The sequence below is a fragment of the Oceaniradius stylonematis genome, assembly GCF_965223445.1.
GTDB lineage: Bacteria > Pseudomonadota > Alphaproteobacteria > Rhizobiales > Rhizobiaceae > Roseitalea > Roseitalea stylonematis.
Map to the genome: position 1 here is coordinate 1559326 of NZ_OZ244994.1, position 24931 is coordinate 1584256.

At 65.0% G+C, this 24931-nt stretch carries 11 protein-coding genes; 10 read left to right on the forward strand and 1 reads right to left on the reverse strand.

Annotated elements, in window-relative coordinates; all coding sequences use genetic code 11:
- Positions 1-3: 3 nt before the first annotated feature.
- The 3 genes from ACOQOU_RS07725 (at position 4) to ACOQOU_RS07735 (ending at position 15417) form a co-directional block, all read left to right on the forward strand.
- The gene (locus ACOQOU_RS07725) at positions 4-1500 is read left to right on the forward strand and encodes an endonuclease/exonuclease/phosphatase family protein (RefSeq protein ID WP_306024907.1); all 1497 of its coding nucleotides are present in this window, start codon (positions 4-6) and stop codon (positions 1498-1500) included.
- Positions 1501-1592: 92 nt separating this feature from the next.
- The gene (locus tag ACOQOU_RS07730) at positions 1593-3023 is read left to right on the forward strand and encodes a hypothetical protein (RefSeq protein ID WP_306024906.1); all 1431 of its coding nucleotides are present in this window, start codon (positions 1593-1595) and stop codon (positions 3021-3023) included.
- Positions 3024-3030: 7 nt separating this feature from the next.
- Positions 3031-15417: a hypothetical protein gene (locus tag ACOQOU_RS07735; RefSeq protein WP_306024905.1), complete on the forward strand. Its 12387-nt coding sequence runs from the start codon at positions 3031-3033 to the stop codon at positions 15415-15417.
- On the opposite strand, the gene ACOQOU_RS07740 is transcribed toward ACOQOU_RS07735, so the two are convergent.
- Positions 15414-16154, reverse strand: a complete 741-nt coding sequence (locus ACOQOU_RS07740; RefSeq protein WP_306024904.1) for a DeoR/GlpR family DNA-binding transcription regulator — start codon at positions 16152-16154, stop codon at positions 15414-15416. The genes ACOQOU_RS07735 and ACOQOU_RS07740 overlap by 4 nt on opposite strands.
- Before the next feature lie 171 nt (positions 16155-16325).
- Here ACOQOU_RS07740 and ACOQOU_RS07745 point away from each other — a divergent pair, with 171 nt between their 5' ends.
- The 7 genes from ACOQOU_RS07745 (at position 16326) to ACOQOU_RS07775 (ending at position 24916) form a co-directional block, all read left to right on the forward strand.
- Entirely contained in the window at positions 16326-17201 is an 876-nt protein-coding gene (locus ACOQOU_RS07745) for an inositol monophosphatase family protein (RefSeq protein ID WP_420578866.1), read from the forward strand.
- A gap of 81 nt (positions 17202-17282) precedes the next feature.
- Entirely contained in the window at positions 17283-18848 is a 1566-nt protein-coding gene (locus tag ACOQOU_RS07750) for an ABC transporter substrate-binding protein (protein ID WP_109765523.1), read from the forward strand.
- 87 nt (positions 18849-18935) lie between these two features.
- The gene (locus ACOQOU_RS07755) at positions 18936-19916 is read left to right on the forward strand and encodes an ABC transporter permease (RefSeq protein WP_109765524.1); all 981 of its coding nucleotides are present in this window, start codon (positions 18936-18938) and stop codon (positions 19914-19916) included.
- Entirely contained in the window at positions 19916-20833 is a 918-nt protein-coding gene (locus ACOQOU_RS07760; RefSeq protein WP_306024902.1) for an ABC transporter permease, read from the forward strand. Before ACOQOU_RS07755 ends, ACOQOU_RS07760 begins: the two co-directional genes overlap by 1 nt.
- Positions 20830-22650 carry an ABC transporter ATP-binding protein gene (locus ACOQOU_RS07765; protein WP_109765528.1) on the forward strand — a complete coding sequence of 607 codons (1821 nt, stop codon included), beginning with the start codon at positions 20830-20832 and terminating at the stop codon, positions 22648-22650. Before ACOQOU_RS07760 ends, ACOQOU_RS07765 begins: the two co-directional genes overlap by 4 nt.
- Entirely contained in the window at positions 22647-23957 is a 1311-nt protein-coding gene (locus ACOQOU_RS07770) for a Zn-dependent hydrolase (RefSeq protein ID WP_306024901.1), read from the forward strand. Before ACOQOU_RS07765 ends, ACOQOU_RS07770 begins: the two co-directional genes overlap by 4 nt.
- Positions 23954-24916, forward strand: a complete 963-nt coding sequence (locus tag ACOQOU_RS07775; protein WP_306024900.1) for a phosphotransferase family protein — start codon at positions 23954-23956, stop codon at positions 24914-24916. The genes ACOQOU_RS07770 and ACOQOU_RS07775 overlap by 4 nt, the downstream gene beginning before the upstream one ends.
- The last annotated feature ends 15 nt before the right edge of the window (positions 24917-24931 follow it).

Below are 24931 nucleotides of genomic sequence, written 5' to 3' on the forward strand. Positions count from 1 at the left end.
GCGATGCCGAGCGTCAAGGTGTGTCTGTGGAACATCCAGAATTTCGGCCAGAACTCGGAGAAGTACAACGGTTACGACGTGACCGATCGTGCCAACACGATGCGCAATGCGTTCGTCGCGCGTTTCGTTCACGCCAACGCCATCGATGTCCTGCTGATCCAGGAGGTGAGCAGTTCGGCAACGGCCGCGCTCACCGACCTGCAGGGCCAGCTCAACGCGCTGAACGCGGGCGGGACGCAGGACTGGTGCTTCAGCTGGTGCGGATCGGCGATCGCCCGCGGCAATGTGGACGAGGTCCAGCAGCCCCGGCAGGTCGCATTCCGGACCGGTGCGCGCACCGAGGGCTATGCCGTTCTGTGGCGCAATGCGCAGGCTGCGCGCTTCACCATGATCCGCGGTCTTTACGACATTGCCGCCGGCACGAACGGGCCGGGCGGCGCGGCGGTGGCATCGCCGCTGAACATGAGCCAGCGCGGCCGGCCGACCGGGGAAACGGACGGTGAATTCGGTGCGACCGGCGGCTTCATGACCCACCAGAAGTACCCGTATCAGCCGCGCGATCCGCCGCCTGGTTACGACTTGATGGACAACTGGCCCAGGCTCAGCTACCCGCCGACGGCGCGCGCCGACCGGCTTGGCATCCAATGGGCGAAAGCTCGGCGTCCGGTCTATGTGGTGCTCAAGCTTGCCGACGCCGAAACGCTGCTCTGCCCGGTGTGCGTCTATCACGCACCGAGCAAGCAGACGCGCGCGTCGTGGGGCGCGTACATGTCAGGTCTCGCCCGCGAGATCTATGCGATCAACACGGTCGACGGCGCGGATGCGCCGGAGGCTGACGATCTGGTCTACGTCCGCAAGGGCGTCTTCGGCGGCGACTTCAACCTGTCGGTGAACCAGGACGATTGGCCGGGCGATTACCAGTACTTCACCGCACCGTTCTCAAGGTCCTATGACGGCGGCGCCAGCCGCAGGGCTGCGCCGCGCGAGACCGAAGGCGACAATGCCCGGCGCACGACGATCCAGATTCTCGGTGACAATCACCGCACGCCGATCGACAGCGCCGACCCCAACGCCTACCTGAAATGGAAGATCGACCTGATCTTTTATACGTCCGCAACCGGAGTGCGGGCGGAACGCGTCAACCTCCTGACCGAGCTGATCGACGATGCGGCGGACGGCACCTATTCCGATCCGTTGGAGTCGGTGGCCGATTACATGGATGAGGTCGAGGACGGCATTGACGATGCGCCCGACGATCGGCCGGAACGGCTTCATGCCGAGACGGGGCCGCAGGTCCAGGTCACCAAGAGACGCAAGAAGAAGAGGGTTCAGGTCTGGGTGCCGATCATCTCGGGCGCCTGGGGCGGCACGTTCACCGATTGGGACGAAAGCAAGACCCAGTTCGCCGCGGGCGACGTGACCGATGCACGGCGCGCCGCCGAATATCTGCACATCTTTGTCAGCGACCATCTGCCGTTGGTCGCGACGGTCCCGACCTAGGAGACCGCGCGATGCCAAACGTCAAAGTCTGTCTGTGGAACATCCAGAATTACGGCCAGGAATCGGGGCGGTACAATGGCGCGGGCCTTGCTGTGGGCAATGCGTTGCGCAACCGGTTCATCGCCCGGTTCGTGCACGCCAATGCGATTGACGTTCTCTTGATTCAGGAGGTGAACCAAGCACCGGAAACGGCGCTCAAGGATCTGCGCACGCAGCTCAATGCGCTCTATGCCGCCGGCCAGCGCGACTGGCGGGTGAGCTGGTGCGGATCGGCCATCGCCCACCGCGATACCGACGAGGCGACAACCGCCGCCGATATCATCTACCGGACCGGTGCACGCACCGAGGGCTATGCCGTGGTGTGGCGGGCGGCCCGCGCCACTTTCCGGATGATAAGGGGGCTTTATCCTATTGCGGACGGCACGACGCCCTCCAACGTCCGCTCTCCCTTGAACATCAGTCAGCGCGGCCGGCCGACCGGCAACAATCGCATCGGCGGCGGCCGCGAGAAGTTCAGCGCAACCGGCGGTTTTCGCCGCGTCCATACGCTCCCCTACGACTATGACGATGGCACCGACGATTACCAACTCATGGCGGCATGGCCGAAGCTGAACTATCCGGCGACTTCGAAGTACGACGCCATGGGGATCCAGTGGGAGAAGGCGCGGCGTCCCGCCTATGTGGTGCTCAAACTCGCCGATGCGCACGACACGCTGTGCCCGGTCGGGGTCTATCACGCGCCGAGCAACCAGGTCCGGTCGTCATGGGGCGCGTTCATGAGCGGGCTGGCGCGCGAGCTCTATGCGGTCAACGGCATTGACGCACACAACCTCCCGGAAGCCGACCAACTCGTTGCGTTGACCAAATGTGTCTTCGGTGGCGATTTTAACTGGTCGCAATCTCAGGCGAGTTGGCCTGGTGAGTACGAGTACTTCACGCGAGACCGCAACCGCAACTACCGCGGTGGCGCCCAGTGCTCCGAGAGGCCGCTTCACACCGCAGGCGACGCCGCGCGGCGCACCACCGTTCAGATCGTCGAAGGTGTCGCGCACGACCAGCCGATCACCGGGCCGAACACGGCTGACTATCTGCGCCACAAGATCGATCTGGTCTTCTACCCGACCGGCTCGGGGATCACCGCGCAGCGGATCGATCTGCTGAACGAGCTCCTGGTCGACGGCGCGCGGCTGCCGGCGAACCGGGTCTACAGCGATCCGCTGGAGCAAACCGACGCGTACCTCGCCCACATGGAGGCCCAGGTCGCCAATCCGTTCAACTATTGGCCGCAGCGGATGGCGGCGACGGGACCCGAGCAACATGTCGAGTTCAAGCCCAGGCACCGGCCAAAGTACAAGAAGTGGCTTCCCGTCATCACAGGCGCCTGGGGCGGCACGTTCACCAATTGGGCGACCACGCGCGCGCAGTTCGGAGCGGGGGCGGTGACGGACGCCCGGCGCGCCGCCGAATTCACACACATCTTCATCAGCGACCACCTGCCGCTGGTCGCGACGATTCCGACGTGAGGGCGGCATGAACATCCAACAGCTCTTTGCCGATCTTCAGCAGTTCCAGGACACGGGCGCCGGCACGCTGACGATCCCCGTCGCGTCGATCTCGAACCCGTCCGGCCTCGATTGGCCGGACATTGCGACCCTGTTCAACAAGGTTCTGGCGAGCGACACGCTCACGCTCACCGGCATAACGAGCTTTCCGTCGCAGCCGAGCGCCAACATCATCCGCTATCAGGGAAATGCGACGCTGTTTCCCTGGTCGGGATCGGGCCAGCAGACTGTCCTGCCGGTGACCGCCAGTTTCTCGGTCGATTCCAGCGGCAGTCCTCAACTCTACATCCGCGCGGAGGTTCCATCCCCGGCGGGAGGCTGGACGCTCGGCAACAGCCTGCACGGTCTCGAGGGCACGGACCTTGCCGGTGTCGCGTTCGAGAACGGGTTCTTCCTGCTGACCAGTGCGGCGGTGTCGATCAGCGACTATCCGGGGACCGCCGAACCCTTCGCCAACTTCAAGGGTCAGTTGTCGGCGACGGGTCCGTTTGCGGTGGGGGCGACGCTGTTGCCGACACCGGACAGCCGCACGGTGGCGGGAACGATCGACCTGTCGGAAGGCGACATGCCGGTCATCGCGCTCGCGCCGGCCGGCGCCGCGCCGATCACCCTTGCGGGCATTGCACTCGAATTCGGCGCTTCGCTTGCAAGCTTCTACGAGGAACTGCCCTATTACGACCCCGCCAACCCGTCGGAAACGACGATCAAGCGGCCGTTCTCGCGGGCGGACCTGATCGCCACGCTCGCCTTTGGCGGCCAGACGCTCGACCTGTCGCTGACGCTGCTGCCGGCCAGCGAGTTCCATACGCTTTCGGTGGGCGAACTGACGGTGCCGCTCGCCTCCTGGAACGAGCTCGACAGCCTGACCGGCGGCATCGATCTTGGCACCCTGGTTCCCGACACCGTGCCGGCGGCCACATCGCTGGTGCTCAAGCAGTTGAGCTTTTCGCTCTATTTCCCCGACAGCGCCGCCCTTCCCACGGTCGACGCGATCTTCTTCAACGTGGCGATGGATGTCGGCTCTTGGCCGCTGCTGCCCAACGACATTCTGACGGTCTCGGAGATCGGCAGCCTGATGACGCTGAGCTTCGGCGACGGCTTGGTGCCGGCGGCGCAGGGCTCGCTCTACACCGCCTTCGACATCGTCGAAGAAGTGCCGATGCTGGCCGAACTGTCGATCCCGACGCTGAACCTGTCGACCCATTTGCAGCCGGGCGTGACGGTTTCGGTCTCGGCGCTGATGGCTTCGGTGATGGAGAAGCTGACCGGCAAGCGCTACGAGCCGCCCATCGAGATGGACATTTCGCGGCTCGAATTCTCCGCCGACATCCTCAATCGCACCTTCGGCTTCGGCACCGACATCCTGACCGACTGGAGCATCGATCTTGGCAGCGCCAATGGCGGTTCACTGATCTCGCTGGGCTTTGACGGCATCAGTTTCGACATCGACTATGACGGCCAGCTTCTGCAGGCCGACCTGACCGCCTTCACCCATATAAACGAGGCGATGCTGTACTTCTCCGGTTCTTCGCCGGGCAACGATACCGGCTGGGGGTTCAGCGGCGGGCTGATGAGCGGCAGCACGCTGAGCGTCACCAATCTCCTGACCGCCTTCATGTACCCGGACGGCAACATTCCCGGCGGCAGCTACGGCGTTCCGCAGCTCCAGATCGACCTCCTGCAGGCGACGCTGGCCACCGACACGTCCAACAATCCCGTCGAGTTCACCTTCAAGGGCGGCATGTCGCTCGCCTGGGACTTCAAGGTCTTCGACGGTCAGGGCAGCCCGACCTTCAAATTGACGGCGACCCTTTCTCTGAAAGGGACCAAAGGCATCGGTCAGGCCGTCCAACCGAGGCAGCTCGCCGGCCCGGGCGTGCATGGCGGTCTGCATCTTCCGGCGAGACGACCGGTCGTCGAGGCGGGCAAGAATGCCGCCGGCGAGTGGGTGATCTCCGGCGACGTGCAGGGCACGTTCAGCCTGTTCAACCTTCTGATCTCGGCTGGTTACGAGTTCTCGCCCGACAATTCGGCGCTCAGCTTCGGCATCTGGTACAAGGAGCGCGGCATCCAGGCGACGGTGACGCAGAAGACGGTCGCCGGCAGCGCGGACAAGCAGACCATCCTGACCGTGCGGCTGGGCGATCTGTCGTTCGGCGAGATCCTCGAATATCTGATCAATCTGGCGCTGCCGGGCGAGAACCGGCGCCTCGGCGCGCCGTGGGACATTCTCTACCAGATCAATTTCAAGAACCTCGAACTGGAGGTGAACCTGACGACGTCCGACGTGGCCGTCGCCTACCGGCTCGATCTCGATCTGAAGTTTGCCCGCTTCGACAAGATCGGCCTGATCTACAAGAGCGTGAATGGCGAGGGACGCGTCTTTGTCGAACTCGAAGGCGAGTTCCTGGGCCAGAGTTTCGGCGACGACGACGAGCCACTGGCCTGGGACGTGCTCAACGACGACGCGCCCGAAGTGCCCGGCAAAGGCCCGCAACTGATCGATCTGCGGTTCGTCGGCATGGGCCAGCATATCGCGCTGTCGGTGCCGGTCGCCGATCTCGACACCGTCGAAAAGGTCATCACCGCGCTGAAGGCGTCGATGAAGCCGGTATCCGGCAGCGGCAATCCGTTGACCGATCCGGCGGCGGCGAGCCTGCGCTATGACGGCAACAGCAATTGGATGTTCGGGCTCGACGCCACGCTTCTGAGCACGTTCTCCCTGTCGGCGGTGTTCTTCGATCCGGTCATCTATGGCGGTTTGATCGCGGTCTCCGGCGAGCGCGGCGGCGCGCTCAACGGGCTGCGCTTCGAACTCCTCTACCGCAAGATCAGCGACGATATCGGCGAACTGTCGGTCGATTTGCGCATACCCGACATGTTCCGCCATCTCGAGTTCGGCGAGGTGAGCGTCACGCTCGGCATGATCCATGTCGACATCTTCACCAACGGCAATTTCCGGGTCGATCTGGGCTTTCCGCACAATGAGGATTTTTCGGTCTCGTTCGCCGTCGAGGTGTTTCCGTTCATCGGCGAGGGCGGGCTCTATTTCGCCTATTTGACCGGCGCCACTTCCGACCGGGTCCCGCAGATCACCAATGGCGATTTCGACCCGGTGATCGAGGCCGGCATCGGCCTGTCGGTCGGTCTGGGCAAGGACTTTCAGGCAGGGCCCCTGAAGGCCGGGCTCAAGGTCGAGGTCTACGGCATATTCGAGGGCGTGTTTGCGCCGTTCGAACCCTATGACAAGGCCGTCGAGCCGGGTTTCTACTTCTGGGTGCAGGGCACGGCGGGGATCGTCGGCACGCTATATGGCTCGGTCGATTTCGTCGTCATCAAGGCGTCGGTCAGCATCGTGGCGCGAGCGAGCGCGACACTGGTTCTGGAGGCGCACAAGCCGACGGAAGTCGAGCTGAAGGTCGATGTCACCGCCAAGGCGAGCGTCAAGATCCTGTTCGTTCGGGTGCATTTCAGCTTCAGCCTGACGATCGAGGAGAGCTTCACCATCGGTTCGGCGACGGCGACGCCGTGGATCGAGGGCAGCAACAGCGAAAAGCGTGTGCCGCACGCCCATATGAGCGCGATGATCGCCGAGACGCGCCTTGCCATGATCGGACCGGCGGACGGCGGAATTCAGCCCTTTTTGCGCCAGCAGCGCGGCCAGCGGCCGCAAACGCGCCTGACCCGGTTGCGCCATGCCCGCCATCACCTGCCGTCCCTGACAGCCCACCCCGACCATCGCAGCCTGCATGTGACGCGGATGGCCGAGATGCGCGCGCTGCATCCGGCCGTGGTCCGATTGGACCAGACACCGCAAAGCTGGCCGCCGATCCCGGTCTTCGGTTCGGGCACGCCGGAAAGCGCGCGACTGCAGTTCCTGCCGATGTTCTCGGTCGCCGATCCGGCGAGCCTTTACGGCGCAACCGGCAGCGGCAGTGGCAACCAGACCCAGCTCGTTCTGGGGTTCATGGCCGAGAACACGGTCGATCCCGAGGCGAACGGCCATGCCGAACGCGCGGTCCCGACGGCGGACCATGTGCACCATGTCAATGCCGCCGGCGATCCGCCGCTTGCCACGATGGCCGAGGCGTTCTTCCGTTGGGCGGCGGCGGCCGGCGCCGGCAAGACGGGGACCGACCGGCTGACGCGCCTGCAGCTCGAAGACCTGTTGAACGAAATGGCCGACCCGGCGTTCCAGCAGGCAACGTTCGGTTACGACAATCTGTCGAACTTCCTGCATGAGAGCCTGCATTTCGAGATCGCCGCCTATCCGCAGGGCACGCCGCCGTCGCAGATCGACACCACCAGCGGCACCTTCGTGCCCGTTTGTCCGGCCATCTCCGCGCAGATCGTCCAGGGGTCTGACACCACCAACCGGGACTATGCCGGCTACAACCCGGTCAGCGCCGCCTACGCCACCAACCTTGCCGCCTATTTCCAGCAATTGCTGACCAATGCGACACGCGACGTGGCCAGCATGCCGACGACGACGGCGCAGCAGGTGAACAACACACCGTCCGCACCCGGCGGCACGGCCAGCCTGGCGGAACTGATCTTCGGCGAATACTTCCTGCTGATGACGCAAGCCGCCGTACAGGGCGCGCTCGCGCTTCTGCAGAACTACCCCTACACCTATCCGGCGACCGGCGGGCCGAGCCTCGACACGCTGGCCGGCCAGTTCCCGGTCCTGACCGCCCGGCACACGCTGGCGCGCGGGCAAACGCTGTTCGATCTGGCACTGCAGACCGGCCACCATCCGCGCCATCTGGCCGCCGCCAACCCGCTGGCGGCGCGCGGCGACAGCCGCGACGTGGACGTGCCGGTCGGCGTTACGGCCCTGTCGATCGCCGAGGACAATCCCGCCGCGCCGCTCGCGACCGATCTGTCGATCGCCATGCCGGCGCTCGCCTACCAGGTCCGGTCCGGCCAGTCGCTCGACGAGATCGCGGCGGCGATCCCTTTTGTCGATGCGTCGACGCCGCTCACCGGCCTTGCCATCGGCACGGCCAGCCAGCACCTCAAAAGCCTGCTGCGGCAGGGCACGACGCTGTCGATCCCGGCTTTCACCTATTCGCCGGTCGCCGGCGATACGCAGAACTTCCTGACCGCGTTCTTCAAGGTGCGCAACGAGGGGATCGAGGGCGCCCCGAATCTCGACTGGTACGAGCAGGCGATCTCGACGCTCAATCCGTCCGTCGACTGGTCGCAGATCGGCCCCTCCTCGCCCCCGATCGGCGTGCCGACCGCCTATCTGAATTCCACCGCCGCCAGCGCGACCTACACGATCCACACCGGCGACAGCCTGGCAACGATCGCGGCAACCTTCGCCCGCTATCAGGCGATGGACAATTCCAACGATCCGCCGGTCACCGCGCCAACGCCGATCCCGGCGATGGACCACACCATCACCTCGACCGACACGTTCGCGGCACTGGCCGGCACCGTCTTTCCGGGACTGGCGCCCGATGCGCTGATCACGGCCAACACCGACAAGGACGTTTTGACACCGCTGACCGCGCTGCACATCGCGCCGTTCACCGCGAAGATCCCGTCCGGTCAGTCGCTTCAATCGTTGGCGTCGGCTTACGATCTCGGCATGGCCGATCTCGTCGACATTGTCGCCGGGATCGATGCGATCTTCGTAGGTGGAACCGATCTGACCATCCGCGACGTGCCCGCCTTGCCGGTCGACCAGTTCGTCACCGACCTCAAGGCGACGGCGCAACTGAACACGATCGCCACCCAGGTCTCGAATTTCCTGGCGCACGGACTGCGCGCGCCGGCACCCGACGACACCAGCTTCACCGGGCTGACGCCGGCGCAGGTGCTGGCGGGCGACTTCACCGGTACCCTCTACGGAATCGCCGACCTGACCGGTCAGCAGTTCCCATGGACCGATCCGCAGACCACGCCGATCGACGTGACGCTGAGCCATGCGGCGGTGAGCTGGCTGAGCTTCACCGATGCGACCGTCGCCGGAGCGCTCGACGGCGCCGAACTTGCCGTGCACGCACCGCGCAATCCGCGCCTCTTCGCGAACGCCGCGCCGTCGCCGGGCCTGCTGCTGGCGACCAATACGATCACCGACATCACGCTGACGGTCGATCAGGCGACCTTCGGGACCGCGCTGCCCTCGGCCACGGTGACTCTCAATGCGCAGGCGCCTGCGGTGCTTTCGAACTTCGAAGACACGCCGGTGCACTACAACATGCAGGTCACCCAGCACTGGCAGGCCGGCGCGCGCCCGGCGCTGCCGGCTGCCGCCTCCAACGCAGGCGGCGCGCCCGGTGAACCGAGCCTCTGGCCGTTGCCGTCCAACCTGCAGAAGCTGGCCGATGCGGGTGGCGACAAGCCCTTCGCGCTCAAGGGCGTCGCGCTGACGGCGCCGCCGGACGCCGAGGGCGATCCGCTGGTCTCCTATGCGTGGGCCATCCAGCTTCCGATCGTCTTGCACCGTGTTGCCAACCCGACGCCTGCCGCCGCCGAGGACACGCCCGGCGGTGGCTCGGAACTGGGCAGTGACTGGGTGGACGGGCTCTATCTGTGCAAGGGCACCGATGCGGGCGACATCGAGCGGCTCTACGATCTTTGGACCTATCTGGCGCAGGCCGTCCAGGCCGGCAGCGACTCGGGCGCGCTTTATCTGCTTTATCCGCCCAACGCGACGGGCGCGACGCCGAAGGGCTATGCGTCCGATGCGGTCGACACGACCAAGACCGTGCTGCTGAAGACGAACCTGTCGACCGTCACCCGCGATCCGATGCTGACGATGGACGTCTTTGTCGAGGGCATCGAACTCGATGAGGACGATCCGCCGAGCGCGGCCACCTACAGCGCGCCCCTTTCGCAGGCGACCGATTTCCTGACGCTTCTCTGGGAGGCCTCCGTCGTCGTCGAGGGCGGCTTTTACCTGCACTATGACGCCGACGGCGCCGGTCTGCCCGACTTCGTCTTCGACGAGAACGGGCGCGGCACCATCCAAATCGTCTGTCTTCTGAACAGCCAGACGAGCGGTGCCACCTCGGGTGGGCCGCTGCTGGCGCTCAACAACATTGCCGTCGTCGGCGACAATGTCGATGCCAGCGCCACCCAGATCTATGCCGAACAGACCGGCGCCGGCGCGCCAACGACGCGGCTCGCCACCATTCCGCCGGGCACCGCCGGTTTCACCATCGAACGCACCGATCCGTCACCGCTGCCCGGGACCGATCCGACGCCCGCGCAGCTCTCGGGCATGCTCTATGGGCTGATCGGCTACAAGATCGGCGCCGGCTCCGGCTTCACCGGCAGCAACGAAGCGGTGCCGCAGGGGCCGGCGCCGACCGATGACGACGTGCACGGCACCGGCGATGACGTCCTCTACAAGCAGGTGCTCAGCCTTTTTCCCCGCGCCGAGCCGGCCGGGCGGATCGCGCAAAACAATCCCTGGCTGCCGGCCGCGGCCGAGGACCCCTATGCGGGCGTTTCGGCGAGTTCGGGCGCGGCGCTGAGCTTTGCCGCGCATGACATTTTCGGCAACAAGGCGACCGTTTCCGATCCGCTGTCGGACGTCACGCTGGCCGACCGCTACACCGACCGCATGTCCGCCATTGGCGACTGGCCGGGAACGAGCTGGTCCTACACGCTCAGCGGCGCGTCGCCGGCGGCGATGATCGAGATCGACGGTGCCTTGCAGATCAATTCCTACCTGCCGGCACCGGATCTGCCGTCGGAAAAGGCGGTCAGTTCGGCCAGCGCCCATGCGCTCAAGTTCGCCGGTGCCTTCTACCAGATCAGCCGGCCCGGCATTACGGTCAGCATCGAGACGAGCCTCGCGAGCGGTGCGCTGAGCCCGCCGCTCGCGCCGCTGATCGCCTATGTGTCGGCGTCCTACATCTTCACCAGCCAGATCGCCGCGCTGCCCATCGCAACCCACTCGGTGACATCGGGGCAGACATTGTCGGACGTGACCGGCGCGCATTCCGTCCCCGCCGACGATCTTCTGCGCGACAATATCGACCGCCCGGCAACGGCCTTGTTCCCGGGCCCGGTCACCGTGCCGACCTTTGCGCAGGTCAAGCACAATGAAACGCTCAACGCCTTCGCAACGCGCGTCGGCGTCAGCGCGCACGATCTTCTGACGCAGTGGCACAATGCCGATACCGCCATCGTTCCCGCGCAAACCAATCTTATCATCGCCCCGGTCACGGGCACGTTGAGCGCCGGCAAGACGCTGGCCGCCTATGCCGCCGAATCGCAGTGCACGGCCGGTGACATCGGTCGGGCCAACCAGGACGTTCCGGGGCTGATCGCCGACAATCTGACGCTTGCCGCCGGCGGCGTCTCCATCAACACGAACGGCTCGACCTTCGTTTCGCTGGTCGCCGATTTCGCCAATGCGGGCGTGACCACGACGCCCGAGGCGATCGCCGTCGCCAACCAGTCGATCGTCGATCTCTTCGCGGTCGGCGGCACGATCACCACCTATGCAGTGGACCGGCGCCTGACGGCCGAGGCGGCGACCGTCGCGCAGACCGTCACGGCGGTGTTTGGCGGCGACGTCGACAGCCTGATCACGCTGAACGGCGCCCTTCCGGGCCTGATCACTCAGAATACGCGGATGCAGACCGGAAGCTCCAGCGAACCGGTGCCGGACGGCGAGAGCCTGCGCCGCTTCCTCGGCCATTTGTCGGGCATCACGATCGCCGATTTTGCCGCGGCCAATCAGCAAACGGCGATGACCACGGGGTCGGTGCTTCTCTTGCCGGCGCTTCTGGACCCCTCGCCGCTTGCCGCGGTGGCCTACGGCATCCAGCCAGGCGTGACACTGGACGATGTGGCCACGCTGTTTGCGACGACCGCCGACACGCTCGGCACGCAGAACCAGGACATTCCCGGCATCTTCGTTCCGGGCCAGACGGTGACGGTCTCCGGATCGGGCAGCGTGACGACTGATGCTGAGGACTCCATCGCGAGCCTTCGGCTGAAATTCCCGGCCCAGAGCCGGCCGGACCTGGCGGCGCTGATCGCCGCCATCGGCGATCAGCAGGGCCTGTTGCTTGCCGGTGCGGTGCTGATCTGCCCGGCGCCTGCGGCATCGGCCGGCTCGACCGGCGCGGTGGCACCGAACGCGGTCGCCACCGCCTTCCTGAGCACGTCGCAGAGCGACGCCTTGCGCCTGTGCAAGGCCAATGCCGCCCTTTCGGGGTTCCTGAAAGCGGGCGCGCAGTTCACCGTCGACGGCCACACTTTCACGGTCGGCCCGTCGCAGACGCTTGCCAACTCTCTCGCGCCGGTCAATGCAGTGCTTGATGCGCCGCTCGCCTATGACGATTTCCTCAAGGCCCTGCTGACACAGCCCATCATCGATCCGGCGGCGAGGATTATCCTGCCGCCGCCCGACGTCGTCTTCGGTGCCGCCCTGCCGGCAGCGCCGGCGGTCACCAACACGATCACGCAGCTTTCAGCGAGCGTCACACTCGCGCGTCCAACGAACGAGATCGACACGAACTTTGCGGGCGTGCCCGAGGTGCAGCGCGCCACCAGCCCGGTGCCGCCCCGTTCGAGCGGCGTGCCTGCCACGCTCGCCGCGTTCGGCTCGGCATTGGCGACGGCCTATTCCGGTGCGCTCTGGGGCGGCACGGGACCCGCCGAGCGCACGCTCTCCAACCTCGGCAACCAGCGCCAGTATGGCGTCCGGTTCGACGCGCCGGGGCAGTCGCCCGGCACCAATGCGATCCGCAAGGTGGAGATCGGCCAGTCGGCCACCGCGCCGAGCTATCTGGCGCTGCCGCCGCTCGCCAACGCGCTGGTCTCGCGCGAAGCCAGTGTGCGCACCTACCAGTCGGGAGCGTCGCCGCCCTTTTCGGAAACAGCACCGACCATGTTCCAGGCGGTCGACGTGATGGACTGGGCCGTCGATTTCCTGGCGACGGTCGACATGGTGCTGTCGCCCAACTATGCCGCGCCTGCCTATCAGGCGACTTCGGCCGCCGGCGGCGGCTCGGCCGATTTCGACCGGTTGGTGGCGGCCAAGGAAAGTCTCGCCGAGAAAATCGCCGCGCAACTGACGCCGATCGAAAAGTCGGACAATGCGATCGACCTGACCGAGGCGCAGACCCTGCTTGGTCAGCAATTGCGGCAGAACCTGTCGCAGGGTTTCGGCACCGATGCGGTCGTCCAGGTTCCGACCGATGTCGAGGCGGACTTCGCCAGCACGGGAAGCGATGCGGGCGGCCACCGGCTGACCGGCAAGACCAATGCGCCCGGCAAAAGCCTGTCGACCACCACGACGCTTCAGGCGCTGGCCACCGGCTTTGGCATTTCCGTCGTCGGCGTCATCGAACTGGTGGCCGCCACGCCGAACATTCTGGCGACCGACACGACGCTGACGCTGAACAATCATGACTGGCAGATCGGTGCGCACGACACGCTGGCGACCGGCATCGATACGCTGCAGACGACGCCAGAAGGCTTTGCCGAAGCGTTTGCGACACAGGCCCCGCTGTTCCGCGACGATGTCAAGCTGACCATCGATGGTTACTCCGCCATTGCCGGTTTCGGCGACACGCTGACCACCATGGCGGACGCGCTCGATGTGAGCCTGCGCTATCTGGCGATTGCCAACATGGATGTGGACGGTCTTCTGACCGGCACCGTCTATCTCAAGGGCCGGGCCGTCACGGTGACGCCGCAGACATCGAGCCTGTCGAAACTGGCCGCCGCGGAATCGCTGACGGTGGAAGAACTGGCCGGCATGATTGCCGAACAGGCGGTGCTGGCCGATGGCGCCGTGATGCACACGGCGCGCTGGGTGCCCGAATACAGCCTGACACCGGGCAAGATCGATCTCGTCTCCGGCGACGGTGCGCTGACCATGCTGCTGAGCGTCAAGAACCGGGCCCACTACCGGCGCCTGTTCCTCAATCTGGCGTTCGACATCACCGCGCTGGAATTCGCCGTCGAGCAGGCCGCCTATGTCGACGGCTATGAGACCTCCAAATGGCTGCACTTTCTCGACCCGCTTCCGGAGACGCCTGCGGATTTGGGCGGGGCGGTGATCAGCACCGATATCGGACAGTTGGACATACCGATCCCGCTCAGGGCCTATCCGTCCAGTCCCCGGCTGGTGAACCAGCGTGCGGTTGCCACCTACACGCCCGGCGATGTCGATCCGAACCTGCCGGTTGACGAGCAGATCACCAAGGCCAAGGCTTGGTCCTACTATGCTTCGTTGGAGATGCAGCTCGCCGCGCAAGATACGGCGAACATCACGATTGGCCTCAACTTCCGCCGTCCGCCAATGATGGCAATGTTCGATGTCGGTCCGCCCGACCCGTTCCAAGCGCTCGCAGAATTTGCGACCAATGCAGCGGCGATCAAGGCGGACCTCGCAACGCTTTTGACGGATGGCGGCGCGGCCGCGGCGCCCGCCCGGTCGGCGGTGGCGGCCATCGCCGACATCGCCAAGAACGTCGCCGACAATTGGGGCTTTGTGCAGAACGATGGCAGCGGCGGATCGGGTGCCGGAGACGGTCTGGTCCCGGACGAGAGCTACCGTTTCCGCCTGCAGAAGCGGACGCGCTCGGGCGCCGACGGCGAATCGCTGCTCGATGCGATCGTTCTGATCCGCGCGCCCGGCACAAACACATGGGGACCGGGCGGGCAGATACCGTCGCTCGGCTATATCGATACGGACGGGAAGGTAAAGCCGCTGCAGCCGCAAACGTCCGGTTCGGGCACGCCGCAGGACATCTTCTACAATTTCCAGGAGCCCGTGCCGGATCGTGGCCGGCGCACCTATGTGATCTGGTATGACGATCTCGATGTGAGTGTTTACCAGAATGCCCGCGCCAGCCTGTCGATCCGGCGCAACCAGAATCTGGTTCCGGGCAAGGAGACAGCCGACGCCTTCGTCTACAGCACGCCGGAGTTGAACTTCACCAATCTGGCCGTGCCGGAACTGACCTGGGATCGCTCGATCCTGTTCGGCACCGGCACCACGGCGCAACTGCCGGCAGGATTGACGACCCTGTTTACCGATGTGCTGGGAAAGCCGCCGACGGGCGCGGAGACCCAGCAGAAGCTGTCGGGCCGCTATGGCTATCGGCTGGCGGCCGCCAACGGCCCGTCGAGCCCTCTGTCGCCGGACGACATCGTGTCGCTGGTGCCGATGTTCTATCGTCCGCTGTTCGCCTATGCCGGCACGATCCCGTCGGACACCGGCAATGCGGTCGATGACTGGTTCTCGACCCATTCGCCACAGCCGGCCAACACGGCGCTTCTGAGCTTCTCGCTGCAGCTTTTCTCCGACATCATGCCGGACCGGCGGCAGCCACTGATCGCACTGAACCGGCTCGACTACCAGCTCAGCTAAAGAACGGCGGGAATGAGGTCGGCCAGCGTCTGGCGAACGCCGGGGTCGGCCTTTGCGTCGGTCACCAGCCAGTCAATGTTGCCGACTTCGCTCATCAGCACGCGGCTGGTGCGGTCGAGCTTGCTGCTGTCTGCAAGGATCGCCACCTTGCTGGTCTTGGCGCCCATGGCGCGCGCCACCTCCGCCTCATGCAACTCATAATACATCACACCGTGTTTGGGGTGGACGGCGGTGGGCGAGAGGATCGCCAGGTCGGCCATGAAACGGCCGATCTCGGCCAGCGTCAGTTCACCGAAGGTGGCCGGCACATCGCTCAAGATCGTGCCGCCCACCAGGATGCTGTGCCGCCTCAGCGTCTGGGCCACGTCGACCGAATTGGTGATCACCTGCACATCGGGGCCGTCTCGCAGCGCGCGGGCAAACGCCATGGTTGTCGTGCCCGCATCCACGAAGACCGTCATCCCCGGCTCGACCAGTTGCAGCGCCTTGCGTCCGATCTCGCTTTTTTCCGCCCAGTTGAGTGTCTTGCGCTTCTGAAAATCGGCCTCGGATTCCTGGTCCGCCGTAATGGCGCCGCCATGAACGCGTGCCAGCAGCCCCTCATCCTGCATGGCCAACAGGTCACGCCGAATGGTCTCGCGCGAAACGCCCAGTTCCTCGGCGATGGCGGCGGTGCGCGCATTGGCCGATTCCCGCAGAATCGCGAGAATCTTTGCGCGCCTTTGAGTATGCCACAAAACTGCAATTCCTTTCTGCAACTTGCCCGATAATTGGGCATTTGGCGCGGTTGCATAACCCACATACCACAAACAGGGGTCCGCGTTGCGCAGATTTTCACAGGCCAGTGCTGTGTTTTTTTGCACCGATTAGTCGGGTTTGGCGGCGATTCAAAGCCGAAACTGAAGGCCGTGCTGATTTTTGTTGACCAAGTGGATTTTTGTGGCAATTGTGGAATAACGAGTGTTTTAGGAGATGCGGTCGTGACGATGACGGCGGGAAAGTCGGCAGGCAGGGCAATGGAGGCCGATCTCACGCTGCTGGACGACATGGCAGACGCCGCGCGCGCCATCGCGCTTCGCTACTTTCGAAAAGACATCGGCTTGACGATGAAAAGCGACGCTTCTCCCGTCACGCGGGCTGACCGGGAGATCGAAGACCATCTGCGCCGGATGCTTGCCCTGCACGCGCCCGACGATGGCGTCTTCGGCGAGGAAATGCCGCCGACGGGTCTCGACCGGCCTCGCCTGTGGGTCATCGATCCCATCGACGGCACGGGCGCTTTTGCCACCGGATCACCGCTTTTCGGTACGCTCTTCGGGTTGCTGAACGAAGGTGTTCCGTCGATCGGCGCCATCGAGGCAAGCGCTACCGGCGAGCGCTGGATCGGGTGCGCGGGCGGCGAAGCCTGGCTCAACGAAAGACCTTGCCGGACAAGCGGGTGCACGCGTCTTGCACGGGCGTCGATCGGCGCCACGGCGATCAATGCCTATGCGCCCGAGGCGCGCGCGGCCTTTGACCGGTTGGCGGCAAGAGCCGCCATCACCCGGCTGGGCGGAGATTGCTACTCATACGGACTGGTCGCAGCCGGCCATCTCGATGCGGTGATCGAAACCGGTCTGAAGCCATATGATTTCGTACCCATCGTGCCGATCATCGAAGCGGCCGGAGGCGTGATGACCGACTGGCAGGGAGCGCCGCTGACGCTGCATTCCGAGGGTCACGTGGTGGCCGCCGCCAGCACCGAACTGCACGAGGAGATCTGCGCTTTGTTGCGCGCGCCGTAAGGCACCAACCCATGATGAGCGCCGAACGGCGCAGATGCCATCCAGCACCCCAGAAACGGACAAATGACAGGAGGCTACAACATGATTAAGCGCAGAACTTTCTTGGCAGGCGCGGGGGCGCTTGCCGGTTTCCAACAGCTCAACCCGGACTTCTTCATCTCTTCGGCCTTCGCCCAGACCGGCAAGCCGATCACGTTCCTGTCGGCGGAAAACATCACCGGCAACTGGGACCCGACCGCGCACACGACCCTGTCGCAAAAGATCATCGAGGGGTTCGTGATGGGCTTTTTGGCCCGTGCGCCGATGCGGCCCGACGATCCGGGCGAGATGGTCTATGAATTGGCCGAATCCATGGAACTGCTGGACGGCAGCAGGCTTCAGATCAAGCTGCGCGACGGCGTGACCTTCCATGACGGTCACCCGTTCACGTCCGCCGACGTGAAGGCCACCTTCGAATATGGCGCACAGCCCGACCGTCCGGCGCAGTGGTATCCCGGCCCCACCGACAGTTTCGAGGTAACGACGCCCGACGATCTGACGGTCATCGTCGACACGAGCAAGGGCGGCTATTCGGCCAGCCTCTTCATTTTCCTGGCCGCATATCTGCCGATGATATCGGCCAAGGACATCGCCGAAGGCCCCAGTGGCGCGCTGACCCAGCGCCTCAACGGCACCGGCCCGTTCCGCTTTTCCGAGCAGAGCGGCAACGATACGGTGCTGACCGCCTTTGACGGCTACTTCAAGGGCGCGCCCAAGGTTCCGGGCGTCACCATTTCCTTCGTCGGCGACGCCACCACCCGGCTCTTGTCGATGATGAACGGCCAGGCCTCGATCATCGAGCGGCTCGAGCCCGAGCAAATCGAAACGCTGTCGGGCCGTGACGACATCCGCATCTCCAAGCTCGTCTCGGTCGAGAACAAATATCTTTGGTTCCGTTGCTCCAAACCGCCCTTCGACAATCCGCTTCTGCGGCGCGCGGCCTGCCACGCGATCGATCGCGAACTGATCTACGAGGTGCTGGGCGAATCGGGCCATCCGTCGGCCAACTTCATCTCGCCGATCAAGTTCGGCTATATCGATCTGGACAACTATCCCGAGTATGACCCCGATGAGTGCCAGCGCCTGCTGGCCGAGGCGGGCTTCCCGGGCGGTCAGGGCCTGCCAGATCTCGAATACATCACCTCTGTGGGCTTCTATCCCAAGACCAAGGAGTATGGCGAGGTCATCACGGCGATGCTTCAGGCCCAGGGCTTCCCCGTGACCCTGAACGTCATGGAAGTGGCCGCTTGGAACGAGAACCTCTACGACCGCCCCGGCGGCGGCCCCGGCCACATGATCGACTGTGGCTGGTCGACCGGTTCGCCGGAGCCTGACCTGGTGCTGCGCACGCACTTCCATTCGGGCTCCAAACGGATCACCGGCATAGTCGACGCCGAGATCGATGAGGCGCTGGATAGGCAACGTTCGGCATCCTCGCTGGAAGAGCGCGAGCGGCTGCTCCAGACCGAGCTGACGCCGATGTTGGCGGACAAGGCGCCGGCGCTGTCACTGTTCACATCGGTGATGGTGCATGCGATCAGTGCCGATCTGGATGGCCTTTTCCTCTACCCGGACGGCAGCATGGACGCCTCTGTGGCGACCATCTGACCGGCGGCGTCGGCCCCCGTACATCACCCGTCGAGGGTCGGCGCTGTTTCCTTCTGATGCCATTGCCAACGCCACGGAGTCGCGTCTTTGTTTCTATTGGGCTTTCTGACCCGGCGCCTGGCGCAGGGAGCGGTCATCGTCCTGCTGGTGACCTTCCTGATTTTCACGCTTCTGCGCGTGATCCCGGGCGACCCGGTGCGGCTCATGGTCGGCGGCATGGCGCCCGACACGCTCGTCGAGCAAATTGCCGAGGAGATGGGGTTGCGCGACCCCATCCCCGTGCAGTTCGCCCGCTATATGTCAGGCGTGGTTCAAGGCGATCTGGGGCAGTCCTTCGTGCGCCCGGCCAGCGGCGCGGCGGTTGGCGGCGCAGCGTTCGATGACGCGACCCGCGGCGAACGCGCACAGGTCTTGACGCTGATCGCGGAAACCGCGCCCTACACGATCCAACTGGCTCTTTTGGCCATGGCGCTGGCGCTCCTGGTGGCCGTCCCCATCGGGGTCTTTGCCGGCCTCAGTCCGGGGCGATGGCCGGATCGCGTGGCGCTTTATCTGGGATCGGTCTTCGTCTCGGTTCCCAACTTCTGGCTGGGCATTGTTCTGGCGCTGGTCTTCTCGGTGCAGCTCGGATGGCTGCCGGCCATCGGCTACGAGAATTTCGCCTATACGATCCTGCCCGCCATCGTGCTCGCCGTGGAGATCGCGCCGTTCATCATACGCACGCTCTCGGTCTCGGTCGCACAGGTCATGCGCGAAAGCTACATTGGCGCGGCGGCGGTGCGCGGGCTCGGTCAGACGCGGATCATCATGGCCCACGCGCTCAAGAACGCTTCGGTGCCGCTGCTGAACCTTCTCGGCGTCCAATTCAGCCTTCTTTTGGGCGGTGTCCTGGTGGTCGAGTTCATCTTTGACTATCCGGGGCTGGGCCTGCTGACGATCAATGCCGTCCTGCAACGCGATTTCCCGCTCATCCAGGGCATCGCCATCGTCACCAGCGTGGCGTTCGTGATGATCAACATCTTTGTCGACCTGCTGGCAACGATGATCGATCCGAGGCTCGAATACTGATGACAGACCAGACTACCTCGCTCGCTGCCGTCACGACGCCGGATGCCGAAAACAGCGTCTCGCAGCGCATCCTCTCGGGCGCCTGGAGCTCGGCGGAGTTCCGGATCGGCTTCTTCGTCTTCGTGTTCATGGTTCTGATCGCGCTGTTCTATCCGCTGTTCAGTTCCATTGACCCGATCGCGATGGATGTGCGCGCACGGATGACGCCGCCCCTGTTCCTGGGCGAAGGGTGGAGTTGGCGCCACCCGCTGGGCACCGACCAGCTGGGCCGCGACATGTTGATGCGCTGCCTTGTGGGCCTGCGCTATTCCCTGCTGATCGGTCTGGCGACGGTGCTGCTGATGCTGGCAGTTGGCTGTATGGTCGGCCTGTTCGCCGGCTATCGCGGCGGACTGACCGACACGGTTCTGATGCGCATCACCGACGCGCAGCTTTCGATCCCCATGATCATTCTTGCCATCGCCATTCTGGGAGTCGCACGGCCGACGATCCCGGCGATCATCCTGGTGCTGGGGCTGTCCGGCTGGCCGGTTTATGCCCGGGTGATGCGCAGCGTCATCCTCGCCGAGCGAAACAAGGAGTATGTGCGCGGCGCCACCGTGCTCGGCGCGTCGGATCTGCGCATCATGTTCCTGCTGCTGCTGCCGATCTGTCTGCCGCCCATCGTCTTCGTCGCGGTGCTCGACGTCGCACGGATGATGATCTTCGAGGCGGTTCTCGGCTTTCTGGGTCTTGGCGTTCAGCCGCCCACGCCGACCTTCGGCAACATCATCGCCGACGGCCGCAAATATCTGGTCAACGCGTGGTGGATCGCGACCATGCCGGGCATCTTCCTGCTCGTCACGCTTTTGAGCCTCAATCTGATGGGAGCGGCACTCGAGCGGGCGCGCAACCGCATCTACGGAGGTCTGGAATGACCGAAACACCGCTTCTGGACGTCCGTGGACTGACGGTGGAGGCTGGCCGAGCCGAGGCCGCTCCTCGAATTCTTGATGATGTGTCCTTCAGCCTTCAGGCCAAACGCATTCTCGGTGTCATCGGTCCCGGCGGTTCCGGCAAGACCACGCTGGCGCACGCGCTCGTCAACTGGCTGCGCCCGCCGCTCGAGGTGACCTCCGGCGAAATCCGGTTTCGCGGCGAGGACATCTTGGCGATGCCGTCCGATCGCTCGGCCCGACTGCGCGGCAAGACGATTGCCTATGTGGGCGGCGACCCGCAGGGCGCAATGAACCCGACAATGCATGTCGGCGAGCAGATCGTCGAGAAACTGCGCGCGGTCGAACCTGGCGTGTCCTACAAGGAAGCAAGGGAGCGCGCCGTCGCGCTTTTGGGCGCCGTGCGCATCCCCTCGCCCGAGCAGCGCTTCGGCGAATATCCTTTCCAATATTCGGGAGGCATGATGCAGCGTGCGATGATCGTCGATGCGCTGATCGCCAATCCGGAGCTCTTGATCGCCGACAGCATCACGCAGCCGCTCGACGTGACCGTTGGCGCGCAGATCCTCAAACTCATGCGCGAACTGTCCGAACGCTTCGACACCGCGATCCTGTTCATCAGCGCATCATTGCCGACCGTTGCGGACGTGGCCGACGAGATTCTGGTGCTGGAGGGCGGCCGCGTGGCCGAATTCGCGGCGGTCGACGACGTGATCTCCCGTCCGCGCCACGCAGCCACCCGGAAACTGATCGATGAACTGCCGAAGCTGTGGCACCGCGACGGCATGACGACCGCTGCCGCAACCGACAAGGCGCAAACCGTGCTCTCGGTGCAAAATGTCAGCCGCGTCTACCCGATCAAGAGCAAGTCGGGTCTGGGCAAGCCGAAGCTGCTGCAGGCGGTGCGGGATGTCAGCTTCGACATTCATGCGGGCGAGAATTTCGGTGTGGTGGGCGAGTCCGGTTGCGGCAAGTCCACGCTCATGCGCCTTCTGACGGCGCTCGAAAAGCCTGACACCGGCCATATCGTCTTCGATGGTGAGGACATATTCGGCCGCGGGCGTGCCGGCACACGGCGCTTTCGGCGCGAGGTGCAACTTGTCCTTCAGGACCCTTTCGGTTCCCTGCCGCCGCAGAGTTCAATCGGTGAGATCATTTCCGAGCCGCTGGTGATCCATAACGAGGGCGACCGCCGGCAGCGCCGCACCCGCGCGCTCGACATGATGGGCGAAGTCGGCCTCGACAGGTCGCTCTACGAATCGCTGCCCACCAGACTGACGGCCGGCCAGCGCCAGCGCGTGAACGTGGCGCGTGCGATGATACTCGAACCGCGCCTGATGATAATGGACGAGACGCTGTCTGCGCTCGACCAGACCGAGCAGAGCCGGCTGATCGATCTGTTCGAGCGGCTGCAGGCACAGCATGGCTTCACCTATCTGTTCATCTCACACGACATCGCGCTGGTGCGGCGCGTGTGCGCGCGCATCGCCGTGATGTATCTGGGCGAAGTGGTCGAGCTCGCCGCCAACGAGCGCCTGTTCTTCAATCCCGGTCACCCCTACTCCAAGGCGCTGTTGAGCGCGGCACCGACGCTGGAAGACCGCCGATACCGCCCGGAAGACTGCCTGCTGGAGGGCGAACCGCCCAGTCCCATCGACCTGCCGCCGGGCTGCGCATTCGCTTCACGCTGCCCCTCGGCCTTTGACCGCTGCCGCAAGATCAACCCCCAGCCTGTCTATCGCGGCGACCATGACCGCGCCGCATGCCATCTGCTTCAACCGGAACCCGTCGCCTCATGACCCAAACGCTTGCCAATGACCGCCTTGCCGTCGACCGCCCCTGGCTCGATGCCATGATGGAAGAGGTTTCCGCATTCGGGGCCACCGGCGAACCGGGCGCGCTCAACCGCATGGCCGCCACCACCGAGCATGGAAAGGCGCGCGACTGGCTGTGTTCGCTGATGGAACGCCGCGGGTACGAGGTGCGTGTCGATCCGGTCGGCAACGTGTTCGGCGTGCTCGAAACGGCCGGTCCGGACGCGCCGCTGGTCCTGGTCGGCTCGCATCTGGACAGCCAGCCCAATGGCGGGCGTTTCGACGGCGCCTATGGCGTCGTCGCCGCCCTTGCCGCCATCGAAGCGGTACGCGCCCATCTCGACGCGCGCGGCGAAGCGCCCGGCTGCAATTTCGCGGTGGTCGACTGGACCAATGAAGAGGGGGCGCGCTTCCAGCCCAGCCTTCTGGGTTCGGGCGTCTATGCGGGGGAACTCGATCTTGATTTCGCGCTCGCCCGCGAGGACGGCGACGGCGTCTCGGTGGGAGCGGAACTGGCCCGCATCGGCTATGCCGGCACCGATGCCGCGCCCAGGGCCGATTGCTACATCGAGTTCCATGTCGAAGGCGATACGGCGCTCGAGCAAAGCGGGCGCCATATCGGCCCGTTCGAACACTATTGGGGCGCGCTGAAGGTGCGGGCCGCCATGCTGGGTGAGCGCGCCCATACCGGGCCGACCGTCATGGCCGAACGCAAGGACGCCGGTCTCGGCGCTGCCTACGTGATGGCCGGACTGCGGGCCATGTCGGACAAGCGCGACGGGGCGCTCTACACGTCGGTGGGCCGCCTGGTGGTCGAACCCAATTCGCCCAACATGGTGCCCGAGCGCGCCACCATGTTCATCGAGCTGCGCGCGCCCGAACAGCCCATGCTCGAAGAGGCCGAAGCGGAGTTGATGGTGCTCCTCGAGGAAAGCGCGGCACGCGCGAGCGTCGGCCACGAGGTGATTTCGATCGACCGCCGTCAGGCGGGCCGGTTCGACCCGCGTCTTGTGGCACTGTGCGAAGCCGAAGCGGCGGCACAGGGGCTCGAGACGATGCGCCTGGAAACGATCGGCGGCCACGACGCGGTGCCACTAAGCCGGTATTGTCCGGGCATCGTGATCGCCGTGCCGAGTGTCGGCGGCATCCTGCATCATCCGGACGAATACACGACGCCAGAGGATTGCGAGCGCGGCGCGAACGTGCTGGCTGCGATGCTGTGGCGGCTGCACGAAGCCGAAGGGGATCTCGACGCTGCAACCGCCCGGTCGGAAGGAAGGGGTGCCACATGACCGCATTGGGACGCGCAAGGACCGACGAGGAGGCGGCGGTCGAGGCGCTGATCGCGCAGGTGCCGCAATGGGCAACGTCTGCCTCCGCCTATGCGCAGCTGTGCCCCGATGTCGTATCGCCGATGCATCGCGGGGTGGCGGGCGCGCTTTGGCTGGTCGAGCCTGAGGGTGGTGCCTCCGGCGTGCTGAAAGTGCCTCGTCCGGACATGGACGGATTGTTCGATCGTGCTGCGGGTGCCACCGGCGCGCAACTCGCCGGCGAGACCGGCGCGGGGCCAGGCATCATCTGGGCCGATGCAGACGGCGGTGCCGTCGCGATGGAACATCTCGGAAAGGGCTGGCGCACCGCCAGTCTGGCCGACCTGCAGGAGGCGCGGGTGATGAAAGCGGCCCTGGACGCCGCACGCGCGTTTCAGGCCGGTGCCGCATTGCCCGTGCGTTTTGACGTCTTCGCCGAAATTCGCGCGCTTGAGACCCGGCTCATAGCCGCCAATATTGCATTGCCCGCCGATGGCTGGTGGATGCTGGAACAGGGCAGCGCCATCGAGAAGGCGATCGCGGCCGCCGGCCATGATCTGGTTCCCTGTCGCAATGACGGGGTGTCGTCCAACATCATGATCGGGCCGGAAGGCGCGGTGAAGCTTCTCGACTATGACCGTGCCGGCATGAACGATCCGGCATACGATCTGGCCGTGCTTCTGACCGAAGTCTGCGCCTTTGCCAGCGAACGCGAACCCTATGTCGAGCACTGGGCCGGCCGGGCCGACACCGCGCTGCTCAACCGGACCGTGGTCTATGGCGCGGCCGACGATTTGATGTGGGCTCTCTGGGCGATGCTGAGCGCCGAAACCTCGCCGCGCGTGCATGTCGAATTCCGCAAATATGCCGAGTGGCGGCTTCTGCGCTGCCGGCAGGCAATGCTGCAGCCGCAGTTCGAAGAACGTCTGCGCAAACTCTGACCGGTTCGGAGGCAG

Bases quoted from the DNA above. Each gene is read 5' to 3' on its own strand.
- ACOQOU_RS07725 (WP_306024907.1), top strand. From the start codon at position 4: ATGCCGAGCGTCAAGGTGTGTCTGTGGAACATCCAGAATTTCGGCCAG.
- ACOQOU_RS07735 (WP_306024905.1), top strand. From the start codon at position 3,031: ATGAACATCCAACAGCTCTTTGCCGATCTTCAGCAGTTCCAGGACACG.
- ACOQOU_RS07750 (WP_109765523.1), top strand. From the start codon at position 17,283: ATGATTAAGCGCAGAACTTTCTTGGCAGGCGCGGGGGCGCTTGCCGGT.
- ACOQOU_RS07760 (WP_306024902.1), top strand. From the start codon at position 19,916: ATGACAGACCAGACTACCTCGCTCGCTGCCGTCACGACGCCGGATGCC.
- ACOQOU_RS07765 (WP_109765528.1), top strand. From the start codon at position 20,830: ATGACCGAAACACCGCTTCTGGACGTCCGTGGACTGACGGTGGAGGCT.
- ACOQOU_RS07770 (WP_306024901.1), top strand. From the start codon at position 22,647: ATGACCCAAACGCTTGCCAATGACCGCCTTGCCGTCGACCGCCCCTGG.
- ACOQOU_RS07775 (WP_306024900.1), top strand. From the start codon at position 23,954: ATGACCGCATTGGGACGCGCAAGGACCGACGAGGAGGCGGCGGTCGAG.